This is a genomic window from Streptomyces coeruleofuscus (assembly GCF_039532725.1).
GTDB classification, from domain to species: Bacteria; Actinomycetota; Actinomycetes; order Streptomycetales; family Streptomycetaceae; genus Streptomyces; species Streptomyces coeruleofuscus.
This window is the reverse complement of the sequence record NZ_BAAASE010000005.1, coordinates 815,393-834,918: the sequence shown is the minus strand read 5'-3', so window position 1 is coordinate 834,918 and position 19,526 is coordinate 815,393. Positions and strand designations below refer to the sequence as shown.

The 19,526-nt window shown below is 72.1% G+C and carries 22 protein-coding genes; 12 read left to right on the top strand and 10 right to left on the bottom strand.

Going from position 1 to position 19,526, the window contains the following annotated elements; genetic code table 11:
• Positions 1–40: 40 nt before the first annotated feature.
• Positions 41–1,741, bottom strand: coding sequence for a RecQ family ATP-dependent DNA helicase (locus ABFX81_RS23225; RefSeq protein ID WP_086847044.1), 1,701 nt, complete (start codon positions 1,739–1,741; stop codon positions 41–43).
• A gap of 204 nt (positions 1,742–1,945) precedes the next feature.
• Between ABFX81_RS23225 and ABFX81_RS23220 the strand changes: the two genes are divergently transcribed.
• Both ABFX81_RS23220 and ABFX81_RS23215 read left to right on the top strand, forming a co-directional pair.
• A complete protein-coding gene (locus ABFX81_RS23220) occupies positions 1,946–2,533 on the top strand; it encodes a hemerythrin domain-containing protein (RefSeq protein ID WP_346138586.1) in 588 nt (195 codons plus the stop codon).
• 193 nt (positions 2,534–2,726) lie between these two features.
• A complete protein-coding gene (locus ABFX81_RS23215; protein ID WP_086847041.1) occupies positions 2,727–3,260 on the top strand; it encodes a hypothetical protein in 534 nt (177 codons plus the stop codon).
• Positions 3,261–3,435: 175 nt separating this feature from the next.
• On the opposite strand, the gene ABFX81_RS23210 is transcribed toward ABFX81_RS23215, so the two are convergent.
• Positions 3,436–4,686, bottom strand: coding sequence for a cytochrome P450 (locus ABFX81_RS23210; RefSeq protein WP_346138585.1), 1,251 nt, complete (start codon positions 4,684–4,686; stop codon positions 3,436–3,438).
• 238 nt (positions 4,687–4,924) lie between these two features.
• Here ABFX81_RS23210 and ABFX81_RS23205 point away from each other — a divergent pair, with 238 nt between their 5' ends.
• Complete coding sequence (locus ABFX81_RS23205) at positions 4,925–5,680, top strand: HipA family kinase (RefSeq protein WP_086847086.1); 756 nt, start codon at positions 4,925–4,927, stop codon at positions 5,678–5,680.
• A complete protein-coding gene (locus ABFX81_RS23200) occupies positions 5,677–6,090 on the top strand; it encodes a DUF3037 domain-containing protein (RefSeq protein WP_346138584.1) in 414 nt (137 codons plus the stop codon). Before ABFX81_RS23205 ends, ABFX81_RS23200 begins: the two co-directional genes overlap by 4 nt.
• Before the next feature lie 19 nt (positions 6,091–6,109).
• Here the strand turns inward: ABFX81_RS23200 and ABFX81_RS23195 are convergent, their stop codons facing one another.
• Positions 6,110–6,538 (bottom strand): excalibur calcium-binding protein, encoded by a 429-nt coding sequence (locus tag ABFX81_RS23195; RefSeq protein WP_346138583.1) that lies wholly within the window; start codon positions 6,536–6,538, stop codon positions 6,110–6,112.
• Positions 6,539–6,769: 231 nt separating this feature from the next.
• Between ABFX81_RS23195 and fabG the strand changes: the two genes are divergently transcribed.
• The 5 genes from fabG to ABFX81_RS23170 all read left to right on the top strand — a co-directional run bounded on the left by fabG (position 6,770) and on the right by ABFX81_RS23170 (position 11,480).
• Positions 6,770–7,531 carry a 3-oxoacyl-ACP reductase FabG gene (gene fabG, locus ABFX81_RS23190; RefSeq protein WP_020270157.1) on the top strand — a complete coding sequence of 254 codons (762 nt, stop codon included), beginning with the start codon at positions 6,770–6,772 and terminating at the stop codon, positions 7,529–7,531.
• 12 nt (positions 7,532–7,543) lie between these two features.
• Positions 7,544–8,302: an SDR family oxidoreductase gene (locus ABFX81_RS23185; protein WP_086850935.1), complete on the top strand. Its 759-nt coding sequence runs from the start codon at positions 7,544–7,546 to the stop codon at positions 8,300–8,302.
• 198 nt (positions 8,303–8,500) lie between these two features.
• Positions 8,501–10,087, top strand: a complete 1,587-nt coding sequence (locus tag ABFX81_RS23180) for an ABC transporter substrate-binding protein (RefSeq protein ID WP_346138582.1) — start codon at positions 8,501–8,503, stop codon at positions 10,085–10,087.
• Between the two features lie 93 nt (positions 10,088–10,180).
• On the top strand, positions 10,181–10,864 hold the full coding sequence (locus ABFX81_RS23175; protein WP_086850931.1) for a uracil-DNA glycosylase: 684 nt from the start codon (positions 10,181–10,183) through the stop codon (positions 10,862–10,864).
• A 100-nt stretch (positions 10,865–10,964) separates the two neighbouring features.
• Positions 10,965–11,480 (top strand): hypothetical protein, encoded by a 516-nt coding sequence (locus tag ABFX81_RS23170; RefSeq protein ID WP_346138581.1) that lies wholly within the window; start codon positions 10,965–10,967, stop codon positions 11,478–11,480.
• An 89-nt stretch (positions 11,481–11,569) separates the two neighbouring features.
• On the opposite strand, the gene ABFX81_RS23165 is transcribed toward ABFX81_RS23170, so the two are convergent.
• The 3 genes from ABFX81_RS23165 to ABFX81_RS23155 all read right to left on the bottom strand — a co-directional run bounded on the left by ABFX81_RS23165 (position 11,570) and on the right by ABFX81_RS23155 (position 13,341).
• Positions 11,570–12,085, bottom strand: coding sequence for a hypothetical protein (locus ABFX81_RS23165; protein WP_346138580.1), 516 nt, complete (start codon positions 12,083–12,085; stop codon positions 11,570–11,572).
• Positions 12,086–12,197: 112 nt separating this feature from the next.
• A complete protein-coding gene (locus ABFX81_RS23160; protein WP_346138579.1) occupies positions 12,198–12,710 on the bottom strand; it encodes a DinB family protein in 513 nt (170 codons plus the stop codon).
• A gap of 43 nt (positions 12,711–12,753) precedes the next feature.
• Positions 12,754–13,341, bottom strand: coding sequence for a TetR family transcriptional regulator C-terminal domain-containing protein (locus ABFX81_RS23155; protein WP_086843590.1), 588 nt, complete (start codon positions 13,339–13,341; stop codon positions 12,754–12,756).
• A gap of 108 nt (positions 13,342–13,449) precedes the next feature.
• Here ABFX81_RS23155 and ABFX81_RS23150 point away from each other — a divergent pair, with 108 nt between their 5' ends.
• Positions 13,450–14,685, top strand: coding sequence for an FAD-dependent monooxygenase (locus tag ABFX81_RS23150; RefSeq protein ID WP_086843592.1), 1,236 nt, complete (start codon positions 13,450–13,452; stop codon positions 14,683–14,685).
• Positions 14,682–15,587 carry a Gfo/Idh/MocA family oxidoreductase gene (locus tag ABFX81_RS23145; protein ID WP_086843594.1) on the top strand — a complete coding sequence of 302 codons (906 nt, stop codon included), beginning with the start codon at positions 14,682–14,684 and terminating at the stop codon, positions 15,585–15,587. Before ABFX81_RS23150 ends, ABFX81_RS23145 begins: the two co-directional genes overlap by 4 nt.
• Here the strand turns inward: ABFX81_RS23145 and lnt are convergent.
• Positions 15,511–17,085 carry an apolipoprotein N-acyltransferase gene (lnt, locus tag ABFX81_RS23140; RefSeq protein WP_086843597.1) on the bottom strand — a complete coding sequence of 525 codons (1,575 nt, stop codon included), beginning with the start codon at positions 17,083–17,085 and terminating at the stop codon, positions 15,511–15,513. The genes ABFX81_RS23145 and lnt overlap by 77 nt on opposite strands.
• A 66-nt stretch (positions 17,086–17,151) precedes the next feature.
• Positions 17,152–17,622, bottom strand: coding sequence for a nuclear transport factor 2 family protein (locus ABFX81_RS23135; protein ID WP_086843599.1), 471 nt, complete (start codon positions 17,620–17,622; stop codon positions 17,152–17,154).
• A 92-nt stretch (positions 17,623–17,714) separates the two neighbouring features.
• On the opposite strand from ABFX81_RS23135, the gene ABFX81_RS23130 reads away from it, so the two are divergent.
• Positions 17,715–18,335 (top strand): DUF4291 family protein, encoded by a 621-nt coding sequence (locus tag ABFX81_RS23130; RefSeq protein WP_086843601.1) that lies wholly within the window; start codon positions 17,715–17,717, stop codon positions 18,333–18,335.
• Between the two features lie 21 nt (positions 18,336–18,356).
• On the opposite strand, the gene ABFX81_RS23125 is transcribed toward ABFX81_RS23130, so the two are convergent.
• Positions 18,357–18,536 carry a hypothetical protein gene (locus tag ABFX81_RS23125; RefSeq protein WP_086843603.1) on the bottom strand — a complete coding sequence of 60 codons (180 nt, stop codon included), beginning with the start codon at positions 18,534–18,536 and terminating at the stop codon, positions 18,357–18,359.
• Between the two features lie 98 nt (positions 18,537–18,634).
• The gene (locus tag ABFX81_RS23120) at positions 18,635–19,510 is read right to left on the bottom strand and encodes an undecaprenyl-diphosphate phosphatase (protein WP_086843605.1); all 876 of its coding nucleotides are present in this window, start codon (positions 19,508–19,510) and stop codon (positions 18,635–18,637) included.
• Between the last annotated feature and the right edge of the window lie 16 nt (positions 19,511–19,526).

Below are 19,526 nucleotides of genomic sequence, written 5' to 3'. Positions count from 1 at the left end.
TTATGGGCGCCCTGCGACGGACCCTGTCGGCCGGTGCGGCTCATGCGCCGGCCAGCAGGTCGCCCTCCTGTACCGCTGCCACGGACAGTGTCTTGTAGCCGACCTGTTCGAACAGCACGACGAGGCGGTCCTCCTCCACGCGCATGACCATGCCCGTGCCCCATTCGGTATGGCGGACCCTGTCGTTGGGCTCGTAGGGCGCGCGGTGCCGGGGCGCGGTGGAGGATTCCCGCTGCCCGGCCCCGGCGTGCCGGTCATCGTCCCGCTCGCACACGTCGCACCGTCCGCACGGCTCGTCGAGCTGCTCGCCGAAGTAGCCCAGGAGGAACTGACGGCGGCAGGACGGCGTTTCCGCGTAGCCGCGCATCATCTCGATACGCGACCGGTCCATCCGGCGCTGCCGCTCGAACACCTCCTCCGCCCTTTCGGCGGCCTCGTTCGCCGTACGGCCGGGAAGGGCCCGGACCGCGCGGTGCCTGCCCTCGACAGTCACGGCTCCGGCCTCTTCCAGGAGGTTCAGCAGATCTGCGGTTTTCCGGCGTGACAGGTCACACTGCCGAGCCACCCGGCTGCGGCTGTGCGGGGCGTCCCGACCGAGCAGAGTGGTCATGATCCGGCGCAGTCCGTCGAGGTCCAGGGACCGGGCGGTGAGGAACTTCTGGAGTCCCAGGTCCTCGGGGCGGTAGAACAGCACCGCATCAGCCGGCTCCCCGTCCCGGCCGGCGCGTCCGATCTCCTGGTAGTAGGAGTCCAGTGACTCCGGGACGGACGCGTGGGCGGCGAACCGTACGTCGGGCTTGTCGATGCCCATCCCGAACGCGGAGGTGGCCACCACCACGGCGGGCGAGCCGGCCATGAAGCCGTCGTGGATCCGGCGCCGCTCCGCCGCCTTCATCCCCGCGTGGTACGCCTCGGCGTCCACGCCGTCCTGCCGCAGTCGCGCCGCATGGGTCTCGGCGTCCTTGCGGGTGGCCGTATAGAGGATGCCCGGGGTGCTTGCTCCGGCCGACCAGCGTGAGACGGCCTCCCGTTTGGCGGCGTCGTCGGTGAACGTGCGCACCGCCAGGTGGATGTTGGGCCGGTCGGTTCCGGCTGTCACGACGTGGGCGTCGCGCATGTGCAGGGCCTCGACGATGTCGGCCCGCACCGGGGCCGCGGCCGTCGCCGTCAGAGCGAGCACCGGCGGACGGCCCAGGCGTTCGGCGACCTCGCCCAGGCCCAGGTAGTCGGGGCGGAAGTCATGTCCCCACGCGGAGACGCAGTGGGCCTCGTCGACGACGAACAGCGAGGGGCCCAGCTCACGCAGCCGCTTCAGCACACTGTCCTTGGCCAGCTGCTCCGGGGAAAGGAACAGGTACTCGGCATCGCCCTCGCGGACGGCCCGCCAGCCTCTGTCGGTGGCCGACTCGGGCTGCGCGGAGTTCACGGCCACGGCGTCCGGTGCCGCGCTCTCCCGCAGTCCGGTGACCTGGTCGCGCTGCAATGCGATCAGCGGCGACACCACGACCGCGGGGCCGCCGAGCACAACGGTCGGTACCTGGTAGATCGCCGACTTGCCGGAGCCGGTGGGCATGACGACCAGCACGTCACGGCCATCGAGCAGGGCCCTCATCGCCTCCGTCTGCTCGGGCGCCAGCTCGCTCCACCCGAAGCGCTCCCGCGCGACGCGGCGCAGCTCCGCGATCCGGTCGTCCCCGCCCGCGTCCGCCCGGGCTTTCGGGCTCCCCGTGCGCCGGGTCATGGCACGAAGCCTCCTTCACGGCCCCGAGACCCTCTCGCGAGCGCGGCCCGGGTACCCCGCGGTGGCTGCCGCGATACGTGAGGCCCCCCGCCGTTCGGCCCCGTGCGGTCGCGGCCGCACGGCACCCACGGACAACCTGGAGAAGGGCCGGCCGAGCCGATGCACCGGGCCGACGCGCTGCGGCACCGAACCCAGGAGGATCCCTTGACCGACGCCATGCCGCACATGGACGAAGCAGGCGAGAACGACGACGTCGTGGCACTGCTGACGCAACAGCACAACCACATCCGTGACCTCTTCGCCGAGGTCGAGAATGCCTCAGCCGGCGACCGGGCGGAGCCGTTCCGCAGACTCGTCCGCATGCTGGCCGTCCACGAGACGGCCGAGGAAGAGGTGGTCCACCCCGCGGCCGGCCGTCTCTTCCAGGACGGTGAGCGGGTGGTCGACGACCGTCTCCAGGAGGAGCGGGCCGCGAAGGAGAAGCTGAGCCGGCTCGACGACATGAACCCCGACGACCCCGAGTTCCTGCCCGCCTTTCGGGAGCTGCGCGCGGACGTGCTCCAGCACGCGGCCTCCGAGGAACAGTACGAGTTCCCCCGGCTCCGCGAGAACGCCGGGGCGCAGCAGCTCGCCATGCTGGCCACGGCGGTCCGGGCCGCCGAGGCCATGGCACCCACTCGCCCGCATCCGGGAGCCGAGACCCCGGCCGAGAACATCGCCGTCGGCCCCATGGCAGCGGTGGTCGACCGGACCCGCGACGCCGTCCGGAAGGCGATGGGCAAGGACAGCTGACAGCTCCCGGCAGCTCCCGCCGATCCGCCTGTCGGCGACTCGGATGCCGAGCCGGGCGGACGCGTGGCCCCGGTCCAGGGACGTGCGGCGGCGCGGATCGGCGTAGGTGAGAGGACCGGCGACCGGTGCCGGCACCTCGGAGTCGTGCCGTACGGAATGGGTCGGGGCGGACGTACCGGGTACCCGCCAGACCATGCTCAAGCGCGCACTGTGGCAGGGACTGATCGCCGGTACCGCCGGAGGGGTCGTGATGACCCTCGGCGAGAAGATCGAGCAGGCCGTCACCGGCCGGCCCGGCTCCCATGTGCCCGCGCGCGTGTTGCAGCGGCTGACCGGCATGCCCGAACGGCCCGGCACACAGCCACTGCCGGTCAACTGGGCCATGCACTACGGCCAGGCCGCCCTCCTCGGAGTGCTGCGCTCGGTCATGGCCCAGGCCGGACTGCGCGGACCGGTCGCCTCCGCCAAGTTCACCGTCGTCCGCCTCACCAACGACCAGATCCTGGAGAACGCGACCGGCGTCGGCGCCCCACCGCCGACCTGGCCCCGCACGGAGCTCGTCGTGGACGTCCTGCACAAGGCCGTCTACGCCTTCACCACCGGCGCCGTCGCCGACGCCCTCGCCGCCCGCAGCGGCCCCGGCCCCGGACAGCGCCACGCCGCCGTCCGCCCCGGCCGCCACGCCCACGTCGGCCCCCTGCCCCGCAGGCACGCCTACGGCGCGTGACCCCGGCGGGGCCCATCGGCATTCTGGCCGGTGCCCGGTGCAGCCGGAGGACGCGGCTGCGGACGGCTCCACCGCCCTCAGCCGGCGGAGCCGTTCGCGTGATTCTGCCGTGGCGGGGCCGCATCCCCGATGGCCGGACGAGCGAGATCACACTCGCGCACGGTTCGCGCGGGCGTCACACGGCCGTCAGCGTGCGCTCGCTCGGCACCCGCACGTCCCGTACGGCGAAGCCGCTGCGCACCCGCGCCGGTATGCGCCGCAGGGAGATGCGCAGGTCTTGGTCGGGGACGGTGTAGTCGAGGCCGGCCAAGCGGAGCGCCAGGGCTTCGAGGAGCCCGATGGTGAGGCCCTCGCCGGGGCAGCGGTGGCCGGTGCGCGGTTCGCCACCGCCCTGCGGGATGAGTTCGTCACGCTCGACCGCGTGTTCGAGGAACCGCTCCGGGCGGAAGACGTACGGATCGCCCCACAGCTCCTCGTCGTGGTTCTGTCCGAAGACATCGAGCAGCACCATCCCCCCGGCCGGCACCGAGACGCCCCGCCAGGACAGGTCCCGTACGGCGAGGCCGCCGAGGAACGGCGCGAAGGGGTAGAAGCGGCGCACCTCGTGCACGAACGCGGCGGTGTAGGCGGAGTCGCCACCGCGCAACCGTTCGCGCTGGTTCGGCTGGAGATGCAGCGCGTGCGCCGTGTAGGCGACGAACCAGCAGACGGCGACAGTGGGCCGGATGACGTTCAGCAGCTCGACGGCCGCCGTGTGCGGGTCAAGCAGTTCACCGTTCGCCTCGCGGTGGCGGCACACGGCGGCGAGCACCGACCCCTCGGGCGCTGCGGCCCTGCCCGAGCGGACATCCTCGACCAGGCGGGTGAAGCGCTCCTCCTGCCGGCCGCGGGCACGCCGGGCCCGCCAGTGCCGTGGCCCGGCGGTCGCGAAACCGTCGACCATGGCGACCAGGTCACGTGCGAGATGCTCCGTCTCCCCGGCGCCCTCGTCGAGCGGGACGCCCGCCCAGCGGCACACACCGCGGGTGAGCACCACGCTCGCCGCGTCGAACAGCACGACCTGTCCGGCCGTGCTCCACTCCCGTACCGCGTCGTCCCAGACGGGGATGACGTGCTCGACGAGACCGGCGATCCGGTCGGCCTGCAGCAGCGGCAGGAAGAACTCCTTGCGGGCGCGGTGGGCGTCACCGTCGAGCGTGTGGACGGCGTCGTGGCCGAACAGGGTGCTCAGGACGGGGCCGGGGAGGGCGCCGCCGCGCTGCACGTTGTGTTCGTCGTAGAAGAACCGCACCGCCTCCGGTCCCCGCACGGCTAGCGCGGGTTTACCCATCACACGGGTGCGTGCCACGCCGTCGGGATGCTCGCCGAGCAGGCCGGGCAGCCAGGAGTAGCCCTGGACGAGAGCCGGGAGAGAACGATCGATCACGGGCGACCTCCGTAAGTCCATGGCCGCCGGGTGCCCACGCTCCGGGCCGGGACACCTGCGGTCGTCGGACCTCGCCTGGGTCAGCGACGTGGCTCGCTCCCTTCGCCCGCGATCACCCTTGGTTACTATGCTCACTTCGTGCCAGAGGCCGGAAGCAAGTCGACGGGCGATTCCCGCTGCTACGCCCCTCCCATGGCGGTCGTGGATTGCAAGGTTGAAGAGATGGGTGGCCTGGGAAATGCTGAAAGAGGTCACCGCGACCCGCTACATCACGCCCCTGCGTGAGGGCGGTTCGCTGCCGGGACTCGTCGAGGCCGACGACTTCGGGACGTACGTCCTGAAGTTCACCGGCGCGGGACAGGGGCGCAAGACGCTCGTCGCCGAGGTGGTCTGCGGGGAACTCGCCCGCCGGCTGGGGCTGCGGGTGCCACGCCTGGTCACGGTCGAGCTCGACGCGGAGCTGGGGCTCGGCGAACCCGACCAGGAGGTGCAGAGCCTGCTCAGGTCCAGCGGCGGCACCAACCTCGGCATGGACTTCCTCTCCGGCGCGCTCGGCTTCGACCCGCTCGCCTTCGCGGTGGCTCCCGAGGAGGCCGGGCGGATCGTCTGGTTCGACGCGCTGGTCAACAACGTCGACCGGTCCTGGCGCAACCCCAACCTGCTGATGTGGCGGGGCGAGCCGTGGCTCGTCGACCACGGGGCGACCATGATCTGGCACCACAACTGGCCCGGTGCGGAGGCCTCCGCGGCCCGCCCGTACGACGCCTCCGACCATGCCCTGGCGCCCTTCGCGCCCGATGTCGCCGCCGCGGCGGCCGAGTTGGCGCCCCGGGTGACCGAAGAGCTGCTCGCCGACGTCACCGCGCAGATCCCGGACGTCTGGCTGACGGGCGAGCCCGGCTTCGACACCCCGGACGATCTGAGGCGGGCCTACGCGCGACCGCTGCTCGCACGGGCCGCCGTCATCCACGACCGCATCCAGGGGATCAAGTGAGCGACCGGCACATCATCAAGGGCGGGACGCGCGACCGCCAGATCTACGAGTACGCCGTCCTGCGCGTCGTCCCGCGCGTCGAGCGCGGCGAGTGCATCAACGCCGGGGTGCTCGTCTACTGCCGAGCCGAGTCCTACGTCGGCGCCCGCACTCACCTCGACGAAGCCCGACTGCTGGCTCTCGACCCCGAGGCCGACGTGGCCGGGGTCCGCGCCGCCCTGCGGGCCGTGGAGGGCATGTGCGCGGGCGGCCCCGCGGCCGGCCAGGCAGCGGACGACACCGCCGGCCGCCGCTTCCGCTGGCTCGTCGCCCCCCGCTCGACGATCGTCCAGCCCGGCCCCGTCCACACGGGCCTGACCACCGACCCGGCGGCGGAGACGGAGCGGTTGCTGGACGTGCTGGTGAAGTGACACCCGTCGCGCCCGGGCGTCAGCTCCGGCTGCGCTTCACGACATAGCCGGCAGCGAGCGTTGCGCCGCCGACGAAGGCCAGACCGACACCGACGTCCCAGGCGCTCGGCCCCGAGGCGACCGCGCCCCCGAGCCCGCCCCTCACGCCCCGGGACGGAGCGGTGGTGGGCGTGGGGGTGACCGGGGAAGGTGTGCTCGCCGGACCGGTGGGGGAGATGACACCGGTGCCGCGGCGGGGCAGTACCTCGCATGCGATGCCGTCGTCCGGGCCCTGGTCCTCGTCCAGACGGTTCGGGTCACTCGGGTCCGCGTCGAAGACGGCCTGCGCGTCCTCCTGGAAGGCGAAGTCGCGGCAGTCGCGGTCGGGCTGGGCAAGAGCGGGGTCGGCCAACGGCACGATCGCGGCGATCGCGGCGATCGCGCCTATGACACCGGTACAACGGCGCATGGGGGCGCCTCCTTTCCGGCCACGAGTGGCCCGCCCTTCGACGCTAGGTGCGCCGGACGGCGGCGGCGCGAAGCCGTAGGCCGATCGGGTGTCCGTGCGAGCCGCGCGGGGCATGGTGGCGCAGGGTGATGGATCACATGCCCCGCCTGGCCGTTGACACCGCGTGCCAGGGCTTCTAGCGTCACCTCCACTGAAGGTACTAAGCGGTCGCTCATCTGAGGAGAAGCAGCCATGTCCACCACTGAGCAGCGGGTCGCCGTCGTCACCGGTGCCGCGCGCGGGATCGGCGCCGCCACCGCCGTACGACTGGCCGCCGAGGGTCGCGCGGTCGCCGTGCTCGACCTCGACGAGGCGGCCTGCAAGGACACCGTCGAGAAGATCACCGCCGCCGGCGGCAAGGCCATCGCGGTGGGCTGTGACGTCTCGGACGAGGCGCAGGTCGAGGCGGCCGTCGCGCGGATCGCCGAGGAGCTCGGCGCGCCGACGATCCTGGTCAACAACGCCGGCGTGCTGCGCGACAACCTGCTGTTCAAGATGAGCGTCTCCGACTGGGACACGGTCATGAACGTGCACCTGCGCGGCGCCTTCCTGATGTCCAAGGCCTGCCAGAAGCACATGGTGGACGCGGGCTTCGGCCGGATCGTCAACCTGTCGTCGTCCTCGGCGCTGGGCAACCGCGGCCAGGTGAACTACTCGGCCGCCAAGGCGGGCCTCCAGGGCTTCACCAAGACCCTCGCCAAGGAGCTCGGCAAGTTCGGCGTCACCGCCAACTCCGTCGCCCCCGGCTTCATCGCCACCGAGATGACCAAGGCCACCGCCGACCGCGTCGGCATGGGCTTCGAGGACTTCAAGGCCGCCGCCGCCACCCAGATCCCGGTGGCGCGCGTCGGTGAGCCCGAGGACATCGCCAACGCCATCGCCTTCTTCACGGGCGAGGCGGCCGGGTTTGTCTCCGGCCAGGTGCTGTACGTGGCCGGCGGACCGCTCGACTAGGGGACGACAGACATGACTTCCGTGGAACTCTCCGGCAAGGCCGCCCTCGTCACGGGCGCCAGCCGCGGCATCGGCTACGGCGTCGCGGAGGCGTTCGTCGCCCGCGGCGACCGTGTGTGCATCACCGGCCGCAACGAGGACGCCCTCAAGGAGGCCGTCGAGCGGCTCGGCTCCGACCGCGTGATCTACGCGGTGGGCAAGGCGCACGACGAGGCCCACCAGGCCGCCGCCGTCGAGCGCACGATGGAGGCCTTCGGCCGCGTCGACTACCTGGTCAACAACGCCGGCACGAACCCGGTGTTCGGCCCGATCGCCGATCTGGACCTGAACGTCGCCCGCAAGGTCTTCGAGACCAACGTGGTCTCGGCGCTGGGCTTCGCCCAGAGGACCTGGCACGCCTGGCAGAAGGACAACGGCGGCGCGATCGTCAACATCGCCTCCGTCGCCGGCCTCTCGCCCTCGCCGTTCATCGGCGCGTACGGCGTCAGCAAGGCGGCGATGATCAACCTGACCGTGCAGCTCGCGCACGAGTTCGCGCCCAAGGTCCGGGTCAACGCGATCGCCCCGGCCGTCGTGAAGACCAAGTTCGCCACGGCCCTGTACGAGGGCCGGGAGGAGGAGGCCGCGGCTGCCTACCCGCTCGGCCGGCTCGGCGTGCCCTCCGACATCGGCGGCGCGGCCGCGTTCCTCACGTCCGGGCAGTCCGACTGGGTCACCGGCCAGACGCTCGTCGTGGACGGCGGAATCTTCCTCAACGCCGGCACGGGCTGACGCCGGAGCGTAGGCGGTTCGACACGGGCGCCCCTTCGCGCAGGGGGCGCCCGTGCGTGTGTAAAGGCACGGCAAACGGTGGTGACAACGTAGTCAAAGGTTTATCGATCAAGGAGTCATGTACCGGGGTGGGTCAGCGGGCGCGGCACTGCGGTATGGTCTGCCGACCCTTGGTATGGCAGATCGAGGAGCGTGCGCGTGTTCAACCGGAACCGATGCCTGCGGCGGGTGGCGGCCATCGCGTCCATATCGTCCCTGGTCGCCGGATGCGGCGTGCTGTCGTCCGACACTCCGGAGGACGAAGGGCCGATCGTCGTGGGCACCACCAGTGCCCCCAGCACGCTCGACCCTGCCGCGTCGTGGGACAGCTCCTGGGAGCTGTTCAGGAACGTCTACCAGACGCTCCTGAGCTATCAGACGGGCGCGAGCGAGCCCCAGCCGGACGCCGCCGAGCAGTGCGGCTTCAGCGACTCCTCGAACCAGGTGTACCGCTGCGAACTGCGCGAGGGCCTGAAGTTCTCCAACGGCGACGCGCTCGACGCACGGGCCGTGAAGCACTCGTTCGACCGGATTCGCAAGATCAACGTCAATGGCGGCCCCGCGGGTCTGCTCGGCAGCCTCGAACGGGTCCAGGCGCCGAACGACCGCGAGGTGATCTTCCACCTCAACAAGCCCGACGCGACCTTCCCCTTCGTGCTCGCCACCCCCGCCATGTCGATCGTCTCCCCGGCCGCCTATCCGGAGAGTTCCCTGCGCAAGGGCGGCGACGTCGTCGGCTCCGGGCCGTACACCCTCGACTCGTACGACGACGGCAAGGAAGCCGTCCTCGTCCGCAACGCCGGCTACAAGGGCTTCGCCGAGCGCCGGAACGACGCGGTGACCATCCGCTACTTCCAGGACTCCGGCGCCATGGTCAAGGCCCTTCGGGACGAGCAGATCGACGTGACCTACCGCGGTCTGGCGGCCGGTGACGTCGTCGATCTCCAGAGCAAGACCTCCAACGAGGAGGAGATCCAGCTCGTCGAGGGCACCGGCACCGACATCAACTACCTGGTGTTCAACCCGAAGGACTCCTGGGCGAACCGCAAGGCCGTACGCCAGGCCATCGCGCAGGTCGTCGACCGGGCGGCGATCGCCCACAAGGTCTACAAGGACACCGTCGACCCGCTCTACTCGATGGTCCCCAAGGGCCTCACCGGTCACACGACGGGCTTCTTCGACGACTACGGCGACCCGGACGTCGGCAAGGCCCGCAAGATCCTCACCAAGGCGGGCATCAACCAGCGGGTCCCGCTCACCCTCTGGTACACGAGCGACCGCTACGGCTCCGAGACGGCCGCGGAGTTCAAGGAGCTGGAGCGCCAGCTCGAGGACTCCGGCCTGTTCGCGATCACCCTCAAGAGCCGCCCGTGGAAGACGTACGTCGAGGGCTACCAGAAGGGCGAGTACCCGGTGTTCGGGCGTGGCTGGTTCCCCGACTTCCCGGACGCCGAGAACTTCATCGCGCCGTTCGTCGGCGAGCAGAACGCCCTCGGTACGCCCTACCCGGCGCCCGAGATCACCGGCGATCTGCTGCCCCGGTCGCGCCGCGAGAGCGACCGCGCGAACGTGGAGAAGGAGTTCGAGGAGGCCCAGCGGATCCTCGTGGACGACGCGCGGCTGCTGCCCCTGTGGCAGGGCAGGCAGTACGTGGCGGCGAGCCGGGACATCTCGGGCGCGGAGCGGGCCATGGACCCGTCGACGATCATGATGATGTGGGAGCTGCACCGCAAGACCGCCTGGTAGGCGGGTCGGGCACCGGGCTTTCCCGGCACGTTGTCAGTGGTCGCCTGTAGGTTCTGTGGCCTGGAAGTGACCGCACATCGTGAGGACGTTGACGTGACCGACATCTCCATGCTGCCCGAGTCCTGGCGCGGGGTTCTGGGTGACGAGCTTCAGCAGCCCTACTTCAAGGAGCTGACGGAGTTCGTCGAGGAGGAGCGGGCGAGGGGTCCCGTCCATCCGCCGCGCGAGGAGGTCTTCGCCGCGCTGGACGCCACGCCGTACGAGCGGGTCAAGGTCCTGGTCCTGGGTCAGGACCCCTACCACGGCGAGGGGCAGGGGCACGGGCTGTGCTTCTCGGTCCGGCCCGGTGTGCGCATTCCGCCGTCTCTCCGGAACATCTACAAGGAGATGCACGCGGAGCTGGGCACCCCGATCCCGGACAACGGCTATCTGATGCCGTGGGCCGAGCAGGGCGTCCTGCTGCTCAACGCGGTGCTCACGGTCCGCGGCGGCGAGGCCAACTCGCACAAGGGCCGGGGCTGGGAGAGGTTCACCGACGCGGTCATCCGCGCGGTGGCCGGCCGGCCCGACCCGGCGGTGTTCGTGCTGTGGGGGAACTACGCGCAGAAGAAGCTCCCGCTGATCGACGAGTCGCGGCATGTCGTGGTCAAGGGCGCGCACCCGTCGCCGCTGTCGGCGAAGAAGTTCTTCGGCTCGCGTCCGTTCACGCAGATCAACGCGGCGGTGGCGGCGCAGGGGCACGAGCCCGTCGACTGGACGATTCCGAACCTGGGCTGACGGCGGCCGACGCTCCGGCGACGTACGGAGCGGCCTCAGCTGGATCCTCCCGGCCTGCGGTTAGCGTCGGGGGGAACAGCGGGCGAGTGGTGCGGAGGGCGTGGTCGTGGAGCGACAGGGACAGGCGGCGCCGGATGCCGTGCCGACGCGGATCGGGCAGGTCGTCATGCTGCACCACGCCGGGGACCGGGAGGAGGCCCGGCAGCGCTTCCTGGACCTGTGGGCGGAGATCGGGGAGCACGGCGACCCGCTGCACCGCTGCACCCTCGCCCACTACCTGGCCGACACGCAGGACGATCCCGCCGACGAACTGGCCTGGGACCTGCGCGCGTTGACGGCGGCGGAGGAGATCACGGACGCCGGGACCACCTCGGGGGAGGGGGTGCTCGCGGTGCGCGCGTTCTACCCCTCCCTGCACCTGAACCTGGCCGCCGACTACGACAGACTCGGCCACCGCGATGCCGCCCGCGCACATCTGCGGCGGGCCCGGGGAGCGGCCACCGCCCTCACCGACGACCCCTACGGCGAGGGCGTCCGGGCGGCCATCAGACGGCTGGAGTCCCGGCTGGGCGAGGGCGGCGGGGGGATGTGGACACCGCCGAGGCAGCGACCGTAGCGCCCGCCAGTGGTGCACGGCGGCGCTCGTGGCCGCCCTCGTCGTGCCGGCCCGGGTCGGTGTCCCGCCTGCGCCGGGCCGGACGCGGTTCAACGCCCGTAGGTGTCGCGGCAGATGGTCGCCTCCGGGCTGTCCGCCCGCCACCCCCCGTACCGCCTGCCCAGCGCGCACACGTCCGTGCTCTTCGGGAGGTTCTCGCGGACGTCCTGGCGTACCGACTCCGGGACGTCGGGCAGGTCGGTGTGGGGACGTCGTGGGCTGCGCGGGGCCGGCTCCGGGCGTTCCGGGCGGGCGGGGCGCGGGCGGACGTCGCGGGTGCCGGGCGGCGGCCGCAGCCGCTCCGGCGAGGCCGCCGGGGGCGTGGCCGGGCGGGAGGCGGGGGCTGTCGGCTCCGGGCGGCGGGACTCCTCGATGAGTTGCAGGGCCTCGCGGGCCGGTGCCTGCACGATCTGTGTCTCCGTCCGTTCCTCCGGCTGCGGCGCCGACGGCCGGGACGGGGCCGCCGGCGGCCCGGGAACGGGGGGATGCCGGACCGTCGTACAGCCGGTGAGGGCCGAGACAGCCACGGTCACCAGGAGCGTCGCTGTGGTCGTCGTTCGATGCACCCGCGCCACTCTGGTGTGTCCGGCCCGTGGCAGGGCAGCGGACAGTGGCAGGATGCCCCGCACGGGTGATCTCGCGCCCCGTACGGGGGCAGTCGGCCCGTCCGGGGTGACGTCAGTCGCCGGTCGAGCCGTCGATGCGCTCGCGGATCAGGTCGGCGTGGCCGTTGTGCCGCGCGTACTCCTCGATCATGTGGGTGTAGATCCACCGCAGGTTGAACCGCTCGCCGGTGCGGCGGTGCTTGCCCTCGGAGATGTCGTCCAGGCCGAAGCGGGCGGCGATGCTCCGGGCGGTCTCGATCTCGGCCTGCCAGGCGGCGTGCGCCTCCGCGTAGGTGTCCGCCTCGGTCAGATGGAACTCGCCGTCCAGGTCCTCGTCGCTGAAGTACATCGGTGCCGCGTCCTCGTTCGCCAGCACCCGGCGGAACCAGCTCCGCTCCACGTCCGCCATGTGCCGCACCAGCCCCAGCAGGGACAGCTCGGAGGGCTCCACGGCGGGCGACCTGAGCTGCTCGTCGCTCAGGCCCTCGCACTTCCACGCGAGGGTCTGCCGGTGGAACTCCAACCAGCCCTCCAGCATGGTGCGTTCGTCGGCGGTCGTGGCAGGCATACGGCGTTCGGTCGTCATGCCCACATCCTTTCCCGGCGCTCCCTGCCGCACCACGGCATTTTCAGGCGAGCATCCCGTCCAGCAGTTCCCGCAGCCCGGCCCGCACCTCCTCCAGGCTCGGCGTTTCGGCACCGAACGACCCCGCCACGCAGCTGAACATCAGCCCGTCCGCCCAGGCGATGAGCGACAGTGTGTGCCTGGCGGGATCCGTCGAGCCCATTCCCGTGACGAGGGTGGCGAGCTGGTCCCGGAAGCGGGCGCCCGTCGCGTCGAAGTAGGCCCGCAGTTCGGGGCGGCGCGTGGCTTCCAGGGCCAGTTCGTAGCGGGCGACGGTCAGTTCGCGGTTGCGGGTCAGGGCGCGGTGCGTGGCCAGGGCCAGCGCGTCCGCCAGGGAGGCGGCCCCGGCCCGGGGATCCGGCATCTCGTGCAGCGCCAGCACCCGCGCCTCGCGGTCGGCCAGGCGCCGCACCGTCAGTTCCAGCAGGGCCTGGCGGGTCCGGGTGAGGTTCGACGTGGAGCCCTGGGGGAGTCCGGCCGCCTCGTCGACGGCCCGGTGTGTGAGGCCCCGCATCCCCCGCTCGGCGAGCAGGGCGAGGGCGGTGTCGGCGACGAGGTCGGAGCGGGAGGGGCCGGCGGTGCGTACGGACATGGAGCTCACGCTACCCGTCTCACTACAGCTGTAGTAACGTCGAAGGTGGACTACAGATGTAGTTACCAGACTGGACAGCAGGTCCGGTCGCCGGTTCGAGGAGGAGCCATGACACAGGCGAGGCGAGCTGTCGTGATCGGCGGCGGAATCGGGGGCCTGACCGCGGCGGCCGCGCTGCACCGGCGCGGCTGGCAGGTCACCGTGCTGGAGCGCGCCGGCTCACTGGAACCGGTCGGCGCCGCCATCTCCCTCGCTCCCAACTCCCTGCGCGCACTGGACGTCATCGGCCTCGGCGACGAGATCCGGGACCTCGCCGCCTGGGCGGGGGACGGCGGACTGCGCACGCCCTCCGGACGGTGGCTGGCCCGCTCCTCAGCCGACGCCGCCGCCGAGCGCTTCGGCGGCCCGCTGGTGCTCCTGCACCGCGCCACCCTCGTCGAGCACCTGGCCGCACAGCTCCCCCCGGACGCCGTCCGCACGGCCGCCGCCGCGACCCTCGCCGACAGCGGCGGCCCCGACCGGCCCGCCCGCGTCACGACCGCGGACGGCGAGCTGGAGGCCGACCTGGTGGTGGGCGCCGACGGCATCCGGTCCGCCGTACGCCGCGCGCTCTTCCCCGGCCACCCGGGGCCCGTCTACTCCGGGTTCACCACCTGGCGGGTCGTGATCCCCGTCCCCGGCGTCGACTTCGCCTCGCACGAGACCTGGGGCCGGGGCCGCATCTGGGGCACGCACCCGCTCAAGGACGGCCGCGTCTACGCCTACGCCGCCGCCGTGACACCCGCCGGAGGCCGCGCGCCCGACGACGAGAAGGCGGAGTTGCTGCGCCGCTTCGGCGACTGGCACGACCCGGTCCCCGCCGTGCTCGCCGCCGCCCGCCCCGAGGACGTACTGCGGCACGACGTCCACCACATCGCCGAACCCCTGCCCGCCTACCACCGCGGCCGGGCCGCCCTGGTCGGCGACGCCGCGCACGCCATGCCCCCGACCCTCGGCCAGGGCGGCAACCAGGCCATCGAGGACGCCGTCGTCCTCGCCCACCACTGCGACGACCTCCCGGCCTACACCGCCGCCCGGCTGCACCGTACGACCGCCATCGCCCGCCAGGCCGTGCGGGTCGCCCGCCTCAACCTCATGACCAGCCGCGCGGGGATCGCCGTACGCGACACCGCCATGGCCGCGCTCTCGACGGCCGGGCCCGCCCTGTTCCTGCGGGGCTTCGACGGCATCGCCGACTGGCGGCCCCCTGGGGGCACCGCCCGCTCGAGCGAAGCCGAGAGTGGGGGACGCCGTATGCTCCGAGCAGACCCCGGCAGGCAACCGCTAGAGGAGAACACCCCGTGAAGGTCGGCTGCATCGGACTCGGTGACATCGCGCAGAAGGCCTACCTTCCGGTCCTCGCCTTCCAGCCCGGCGTGGAACTGCACCTCCAGACCCGCACGCCCGCCACGCTCGCCCGGGTCGCCGACGCCCTCCACCTCCCGCCGGAGCGGCGGCACACCACCCTCGACTCGCTCCTCGCGCAAGGCCTCGACGCCGCCTTCGTGCACGCGCCCACGATCGTGCACCCGGAGATCGTGACCCGGCTGCTGGAGGCGGGCGTACCGACGTACGTCGACAAGCCGCTCGCCTACGAACTCGACCGGTCCGCGCGGCTGGTGGCGCTCGCCGAGGAGCGGGACGTGAGCCTCGCCGTCGGCTTCAACCGGCGTCACGCACCCGGCTACACGCAGTGCGCCGACCATCCGCGCGAGCTGATCCTGATGCAGAAGAACCGCATCGGGCTCCCGGAGGAACCGCGCACGATGATCCTCGACGACTTCATCCACGTCGTCGACACCCTGCGGTTCCTGGTGCCCGGCGAGATCGACGACGTCACCGTGCGCGCCCGTGTCCGGGACGGCCTGCTGCACCACGTCGTGCTCCAGCTCGCCGGGGACGGCTTCACCGCGCTCGGCGTGATGAACCGGCTCAGCGGTTCGGCCGAGGAGATCCTGGAGGTGTCCGGGCAGGACACCAAGCGTCAGGTGATCAACCTCGCCGAGGTCGTCGACCACAAGGGGCAGCCGACTGTGCGGCGGCGCGGCGACTGGGTGCCGGTGGCCCGGCAGCGCGGCATCGAGCAGGCGGTGCTGGCGTTCCTGGACGCGGTGCGGGCGGGCAAGGTGCTCAGCGCCCGGGACGCGCTGGAGACCCATGAGCTGTGCGAACGGGTGGTACGCGCGGTTCAGGAGCAGAGCGCCTGAGCCGCAGCGTCCGTACGCCCTCGCCGGCGGCCCAGGCGGCGAGGATCAGCATGGCCGCGTGCACGGTCCAGTCGCCGAGGCGCACGTACGGCGTGGTGCCGTGGGCCAGGGGGATCTCGTAGATCTGCGTGGCGGACGCGTCCGTGCCGAGCCACGAGCCGACGCGCTGCCCGCTCGGGCCGTAGACGGCGGAGACACCCGTCAGCGTCGCGTGCACCATCGGGCGGCCGGTCTCGGCGGCGCGCAGCGCGGCCAGTGAGGCGTGCTGCTCGGGCGCCCAGCTCTGCTGGAACGTGGACGTCGACGACTGGCCGATCAGCACGTCGACGCCCTCCCGGGTGAGGTGGCGGGTCATGTCGGGGAAGGCCGTCTCGAAGCACACCATCGGGCCGACGCGCAGGTCGTCCCCCACGTTCATCACGACCGGCTGGGAGCCGCGCCTGCGGTCCTCGCCCGCCGCCTTGCCGACGGAGGAGGCCCAGCCGAGCAGGGAGCGGGCCGGGATGTACTCGCCGAAGGGGACGAGCCGCATCTTGTCGTAGCGCTCGCCGGTGAGACCGTCGGGCCCGGCGAGGACGGAGCTCTTGTAGATGCCGGGCATGTCGGAGCGCCGGGCGTCCACGTTGACCAGGATGTCGGCGCCCGCCGCGCGGGACAGGCCGGCGAGCCGCCGGGCGAGGTCGGGCCGGTCCCCGAGGTCGAAGCCGACGCTGCTCTCGCCCCAGACGATCAGGTCGACGTCCTGTCCGGCGAGCCGCCGGGTGAGCTGTTCCTCGTGGGCGAACCGGCGGTCCGCGCTGTCCGGGCCGCCGACGACGCCCGGCTGGACCACGGCGATCCTCACCTGGCCGTCGACGGCGGGGCGGGGCGAGAGGGTCCAGGCGGCGGAGGTGGCGGCGGCCGTGGCGACGAGACCGGCCACGGCGGGCACGCGGGCCTGACGGACCGCGACGAGGACGGCGACCGCGACGTTGAGGGCCACGACCAGGAAGCTGAGCAGCCACACCCCGCCGACCGAGGCCAGCCGCAGCGCTGGCTCGACCTGCCACTGACTGGAGCCGAGCATGCCCCAGGGGCCGCCGAGGCCCTGCCAGGAGCGGACCAGTTCGACGGCCAGCCAGCCGGACGGCAGGACGAGGAGAGCGGCCGCGATCCGCCGCCGGGAGGGCACGCCTGCCAGCAGCCGGTGGACGAGCCATCCCCACAGGGCCCACAGGGCGCCGAGCAGCGCGGCGAGGACGAACGTGAACACGTGCAGGAAGGGCAGCAGCCAGTGGTGCATGGCCAGCATGAAGCCGAAGCCGCCGCACCAGCCGTCGTACGCCGCCCGTTTCCCGGTCGGCGCGGTGCGCACCAGCAGGATCCAGGGGACCAGGGCGACGTAGGCGCACCACCACAGGGACGGGGCGGGATAGGCGAGTACGGGAAGGGCGCCCGCGATCACGGCGGCGACCGAGCGCCGCCAGGGAGAGGCGAGCCAGTGGCCGAGCGTCTTCATAGGCGCCTCCTACCCCGTGGTGCCTCCAGTGTGCGCCCTGCGGACGATCTAGGGGAGGACGCCGGGTCAGTTGACCACAGGTGCCGTCCGCCGCTCGGGAAGGCGCCGCCACTTCTCCCGTACGACCACCTCGCTCAGCCGCCAGCCGTCGATCGTGCGCCGCAGCGCGAAGGCGTACCGGCCGCCGCACACGAAGTCGGGCGCGGGCCCTTCGGTGGCCATGGGGTTGACGTAGTCGGCCTGGACCCGGGCCGTGTCGCCGGTGTCCTGCTCCCAGACGCCGAAGCGCACCCGCCGGTTGACGATCAGGTGCTGTCGCACCGGGAACAGCCGCATGCTCTCCGCGAGCCACGCGGCGACCGCCGTGGCCTCCCCCTCGATGCCGCCGGCCGAGCGGTAGTCCGCCCGGCCCCGAGGGGCGAACAGTCCCCGGTACGCCTCCCAGTCACCGTCGTCGACCGCCACCGCGTAGTCGGTGATCACTTCGTCGACGGCCAGCCGGTCCCTCACGGTGGCGAGCTCCACACGCTGCGTCATCGGCTCAGTGTTGGGCATCGGAGGTGCCGAGCCAAGGGGTGTGCGGGATATTCGGTGGCCGGGGAGGGGCGCCGGGGCCCAGCCTGTCCTTCGTGAACGATCAGAACGAACCGAACGATCAGAACGAACCGAGATTCCGGATACGCGCCCGCCACACCGAGTCCACGATCACCGTCTACCAGGCCTACCGCCCGGAGATCGGCCGCCCCGCCGTCCGCCACGGCCGGTTCCCGTCGTCCTGGAAGCGCGACCGCATGACATGGATCAAGCCGTCGTTCCTGTGGATGATGTACCGCTGCGGCTGGGGCACGAAGGAGGGCCAGGAGACGGTCCTGGCGGTCGAGATCAGCAGCGAGGGCTTCCTGTGGGCCCTGCGCAACGCCTGCCTGTCCCATCACGTCCCCGCCCTGCACGGCGACCGGGCCGACTGGAAGCGGCAGTTGAGGCAGGCGCCGGCGCGGGTGCAGTGGGATCCGGAGCGGGATCTGCATCTCAACGCGCTGCCGCACCGTTCGCTCCAGCTGGGGCTCGCGGGGGAGGCGGCGGCGCGGTACGCCGACGAGTGGATCGTGGGGATCGAGGACGTCACGCCGCTCGCCACGGAGGTCCATGCGCTGGTGCGGGCGGGTCGACTCGATGAGGCCGCCGGGCTGTTGCCCGAGGAGCGGCCGTACCCCGTCGAGGAAGAGGTGCTTGCGCGTCTGCGCGCCTAGGGAGTGTGGGGCCGGGGCGGGTCAGGCCGCCTGGACGACGGCGCCGCGGATCGCGGCCGCCCACTCGACGACCAGCAGCTCGTACTCCGCGCGCTCCTCGGCCGACAGGGTGCCGCCCGTGCGCCGCCAGAGCGCACGGATCTCCTCGTTGACCTCGGCAGCGGACCGCACGGAACCAGGGGTCAGGGAATCGGGGGACATGCGGACAAGCCTAGGGGCAGCCACTGACAGGCCGCCACCGGACGGCTGTCCCGGCCCTATGCGGTTGGTCACGAGACGCGGGTCACAGACCCGCCGGGTCAGCCCGCCGACTCGGCGGCGTGCGGGCTCAGCTCCCCCATCGTCACCAGGGCGATGATGACGATGCCGAGCGCGATGCGGTAGTAGACGAACGGCATGAAGCTCTTGGTCGAGATGAACTTCATGAACCAGGCGATCACCGCGTAGCCGACCGCGAAGGCGATGACCGTCGCGAAGATCGTCGGCCCCCACGAGACGTGGCCGCCCTCCGTCGCGTCCTTGAGCTCGAACAGGCCGGAGGCGAGCACGGCGGGGATCGCGAGCAGGAAGGAGTAGCGGGCCGCGGCCTCGCGCTTGTAGCCCATGAACAGGCCGCCGCTGATGGTGGCGCCGGAGCGGGAGACGCCCGGGACGAGCGCCATGGCCTGGCAGACGCCGTAGATCAGGCCGTCCCGTACGCCCAGGTCCTCCAGGGCCTTGCGCTGCTTGGGAGCGCGGTGCCGGCCGCTTTTCTCGTCCCGTGCCGCGAGCCGGTCGGCGACGCCCAGGACGATGCCCATGCCGATCAGCATCGTCGCGGTGATCCGCAGGTCGCGGAACGGCCCCTCGATCTGGTCCTTCAGCGTCACGCCGAGCACACCGATCGGGATCGAGCCGACGATGACCAGCCAGCCCATCCGCGCGTCGGGGTCGCTGCGCAGCTCCTTGTTCGTGAGCGAGCGCGTCCACGCCGAGATGATCCGCCCGATGTCCTTGCGGAAGTAGATCAGCACGGCGGCCTCGGTGCCGATCTGGGTGATCGCCGTGAAGGCCGCGCCCGGGTCCTCCCAGCCCGAGAAGGCCGCCGTCAGCCGCAGGTGCGCGCTGGAGGAGACGGGGAGGAACTCGGTCAGCCCCTGGACGAGTCCGAGGATGAGTGATTCGAACCAAGACATGAGGTAGCGGAGTCCA

Excerpts from the sequence above, each read along its gene's own strand:
- ABFX81_RS23195 (WP_346138583.1), bottom strand. The coding sequence starts at position 6,538 with ATGCGCCGTTGTACCGGTGTCATAGGCGCGATCGCCGCGATCGCCGCG.
- ABFX81_RS23150 (WP_086843592.1), top strand. The coding sequence starts at position 13,450 with ATGACACAGGCGAGGCGAGCTGTCGTGATCGGCGGCGGAATCGGGGGC.
- ABFX81_RS23185 (WP_086850935.1), top strand. The coding sequence starts at position 7,544 with ATGACTTCCGTGGAACTCTCCGGCAAGGCCGCCCTCGTCACGGGCGCC.
- ABFX81_RS23225 (WP_086847044.1), bottom strand. The coding sequence starts at position 1,741 with ATGACCCGGCGCACGGGGAGCCCGAAAGCCCGGGCGGACGCGGGCGGG.
- ABFX81_RS23125 (WP_086843603.1), bottom strand. The coding sequence starts at position 18,536 with ATGTCCCCCGATTCCCTGACCCCTGGTTCCGTGCGGTCCGCTGCCGAG.
- ABFX81_RS23135 (WP_086843599.1), bottom strand. The coding sequence starts at position 17,622 with ATGACGCAGCGTGTGGAGCTCGCCACCGTGAGGGACCGGCTGGCCGTC.
- fabG (WP_020270157.1), top strand. The coding sequence starts at position 6,770 with ATGTCCACCACTGAGCAGCGGGTCGCCGTCGTCACCGGTGCCGCGCGC.
- lnt (WP_086843597.1), bottom strand. The coding sequence starts at position 17,085 with ATGAAGACGCTCGGCCACTGGCTCGCCTCTCCCTGGCGGCGCTCGGTC.
- ABFX81_RS23160 (WP_346138579.1), bottom strand. The coding sequence starts at position 12,710 with ATGACGACCGAACGCCGTATGCCTGCCACGACCGCCGACGAACGCACC.
- ABFX81_RS23155 (WP_086843590.1), bottom strand. The coding sequence starts at position 13,341 with ATGTCCGTACGCACCGCCGGCCCCTCCCGCTCCGACCTCGTCGCCGAC.
- ABFX81_RS23120 (WP_086843605.1), bottom strand. The coding sequence starts at position 19,510 with ATGTCTTGGTTCGAATCACTCATCCTCGGACTCGTCCAGGGGCTGACC.
- ABFX81_RS23215 (WP_086847041.1), top strand. The coding sequence starts at position 2,727 with ATGCTCAAGCGCGCACTGTGGCAGGGACTGATCGCCGGTACCGCCGGA.
- ABFX81_RS23205 (WP_086847086.1), top strand. The coding sequence starts at position 4,925 with ATGCTGAAAGAGGTCACCGCGACCCGCTACATCACGCCCCTGCGTGAG.